Annotated in this window: 3 protein-coding genes and 1 pseudogene; all 4 read left to right on the forward strand. The window is 45.9% G+C overall.

Annotated elements, in window-relative coordinates:
* Nucleotides 1-11: 11 nt before the first annotated feature.
* Nucleotides 12-149, forward strand: a complete 138-nt coding sequence (locus tag IQ270_RS29375; protein WP_339384139.1) for an ABC transporter C-terminal domain-containing protein — start codon at nt 12-14, stop codon at nt 147-149.
* A 77-nt stretch (nt 150-226) separates the two neighbouring features.
* On the forward strand, nt 227-1,345 hold the full coding sequence (locus IQ270_RS29380) for an AAA family ATPase (protein WP_193976640.1): 1,119 nt from the start codon (nt 227-229) through the stop codon (nt 1,343-1,345).
* Nucleotides 1,332-1,889 carry a hypothetical protein gene (locus tag IQ270_RS29385; protein WP_193976641.1) on the forward strand — a complete coding sequence of 186 codons (558 nt, stop codon included), beginning with the start codon at nt 1,332-1,334 and terminating at the stop codon, nt 1,887-1,889. Before IQ270_RS29380 ends, IQ270_RS29385 begins: the two co-directional genes overlap by 14 nt.
* A gap of 449 nt (nt 1,890-2,338) precedes the next feature.
* Nucleotides 2,339-3,070 (forward strand): annotated as a pseudogene (locus tag IQ270_RS29390) (hypothetical protein); the annotation flags it as partial.

Below are 3,070 nucleotides of genomic sequence, written 5' to 3' on the forward strand. Positions count from 1 at the left end.
AGAAAGCAGAGATTGAGCAGATTTTGTCGGAAAATCCTCCCAGTGCGTTTGGTGAGGTGAAAAAGTTATCTGAACGTTTGGGCCAATTGAATCAAGAGATCGATCGGGCGACTGAAAGGTGGTTGGAATTGGCGGAACTGGTGGGTTAATTTTAGTTTTATGAGTGTTGTGTTTAGCTCCTGTTAACAATGACAGGAGCTAGAGAAATTGTGAATAAAAAAATCCCATGCTGAAACGAATATATATTGACAATTTTCGCTGTCTAGTAAACTTTGAACTGGATTTTGATGCAATTAATCTATTTCTCGGTGGTAACGGCTCGGGTAAATCAACAGTTTTTGAGGTGTTGCAGAAAATCCAAGCATTGGTTAGCGGCGACAGTAAGGTAGAAGGAATTTTCAAACCTGCGGACTTCACCCGCTGGCAAATCTTACAAATTCAGCGTTTCGAGTTAGAAATTCTCGGTAATGACGGCTGCTACAAATATCAATTACAAATCGATGAGTATGGAGATAAATGTCGTGTTAGGTACGAGAGTCTGCTCTTTGATAACCAGCCTTTACTACAATTTGAATTCGGCGAAGTTCAACTCTATCGAGATGATTATTCACCGGGCCCCAAATACCAGTTTGACTGGTCGCAATCTATTCTGCCTTCATTGATGCCAAGAAACGACAACACGAAGTTAACTTGGTTTAGAGAACGGATGGCGCGATTTATCATCGTGCAAGTTGTACCCAGCTTGATGGTTGATGAAAGCAGCCAAGAACAAAGGCGTTTGACTCCTAAAATGGAAAATTTTGTTTCTTGGTATCGCTACTTATCTGAAGATCAAGGTAAAGTTGCTGAAATTGGCATGATTTTAAGAGAGGTTTTGGATGGATTCACAAATTTTAAGTTTGAGCGAGTCAGCGAAGATAATTTGGTGTTAAAACTGCGGTTTTCAGGAGAAAAAGATAACAACAAGCCACTTGAATATCGTCTCAGAGAATTGTCGGACGGACAAAAAACATTAGTTGTTTTATACGCACTAATTCACGGTACAAAATCTGAAGACTATACTTTGTGGATTGATGAACCGGAAAACTTTTTAGCATTGCCAGAAATTCAACCCTGGCTGATTGAGCTTTATGACCTTTGTAGCGAGGGAAAACTTCAAGCATTACTAATTTCTCACCATCCTGAGTTAATTAACTATCTTTTAGCTTCACCGATTGGCTATTGGTTTGAGCGTCAAAGCAATGCTGCTGTTCGAGTCAAACGAATTAGCAGTGAAGTAGCTGACACTTCTGGATTGCCAGTTTCTGAACTAATTGCACGGGGATGGTTGAATGAGTCAGCGTAGAGTTCAGATTGTCATTCTCTGCGAAGACAGACAGCAGGAGGTTTTTGCGCGTTATTTCCTAAAAAAGCGAGGTTTTACAGGTCGATTTCGGGCTAATATTTGTCCGAAAGGTAGCCAATCAGGAGAACAGTATGTACGCAGTCAGTATCCGGTGGAGGTGAAAGCTTATCGCCAGAATAAAAACCGGGTGTCGATCGGATTAGTCGTGTTAATTGATGCAGATAGGGGTACGCTGGAAGCAAGACTCAATCAGTTAGCTAGTGTCCTTGATGAAAATGAGCAGGAAAATAGACGCTCGAATGAAGCGATCGCAATATTCGTTCCCAAGCGCAATATTGAGACTTGGATACACTATTTGCAGGGAGAAACCGTGAATGAGGAGGCTGTTTATCCAAAATTTGAGAATAATGAGGCTATTTGCAAAACCGCTGTTGAGGATTTAGCCGATCGATGTTATTCTCAGAGCTTACCAGAAGATGCGCCGCGATCGCTTCAGGCAGCTTGTGAGGAATTACAGCGGTTGTTACCGCTTGTGGAGCCATGAGTTATGAGAAAATTTGGAACTTGTGATTATTTTTAAGCAAACAGACCTACAAATTCAAAACTGGTAAAAGTCTGAAATCCTTTTCAACGCTGCAATGCAAGCGGAAACAGCGGCAAAAACCCGCTTTTTTTGCGAGAGCCTCAAGTAAAGCTTTGTGTCAAAAACTGTGAATGCCCGGAGGGTGGGGTTGACAAAAGCAGTAGAACGTGCATTAAAAGTCAGGGTAAGCGAGTAAGACTGGCAGCAGAAAGCGGGGGCGAAAAAAGCCCAAAATACGCAAAACATCAAGTCGATCGGGCAAAGTAAGTTGATTGACCACTAAAATATGATGAGGTTAAGCTACAATTGACCTGTTCTGAGCAAAGAATTGGTCAACATCACAAGTATCTTGTAGAAGTCTGAACCAGACAATCTCAGGGTGGTCGAGGAGCGGGAGCAAACAGAAAACTATGTCTCAAAAAGTAATCGCCAAACAGATGCCTTTGGAATCAACGTCCGATCCGATCGCCGTGGTGGCGACAGTCGAAACAGTGCCAGCCGAAGCAGTGGCAGTTGAGTCCTACGCCGATAGGTTGATGGATGAACTGTTTGAAGGGGTCGATCGAGCTTTCGACGGCAGGGGCCAAGTACCACCAGAGCCGGTGGCGCCAGAATTCGTGTCGCTCAAATCGATCTCGGTACCTCAAATAGTTTTGTCGCAGTTAACGCCCCAAGCTCCGCAAGGCGAAAAAGACGTAGAAGCGATCGCCCGCCAAGTCGCACTAGAAACAACCAAAAAACAGCGTTCCAAACAATCATTCGATAGAATCCTGCTGGGAGCAGCCTGCGGGTCGCTGCTGCTAGTCATGGGATTGTGGCTCGCAAGCAGGTCGGGACTGATACGCTTCCCCGCCGGCTCCGCCCCGGCTGCCGGAACGCCAGCAGCAAGTGGCAAAACAGCACCGGACACCCAGTTTGTCGAATACGCCCAGCGCTCGCTAGTGGCGATCGAACAAAACAAAGCACCCCAGGCAAACTCGCAGCTTGCCCCACTTCCCGGAGCCGCCGCACCCGGGACTCTGCCGAGCATAGCAATTTCCGGCGCGCCCCCGCCAACAGCAGGTCTTTCGACAGCAGTCAACCGCATAGCTGATGCCCTAGAACTAGCCGCCGCGCAGCCGGGAGCACCCGCGCCCCAAGTC

Source organism: Microcoleus sp. LEGE 07076, from assembly GCF_015207455.1.
Taxonomy (GTDB): domain Bacteria; phylum Cyanobacteriota; class Cyanobacteriia; order Cyanobacteriales; family Microcoleaceae; genus Microcoleus.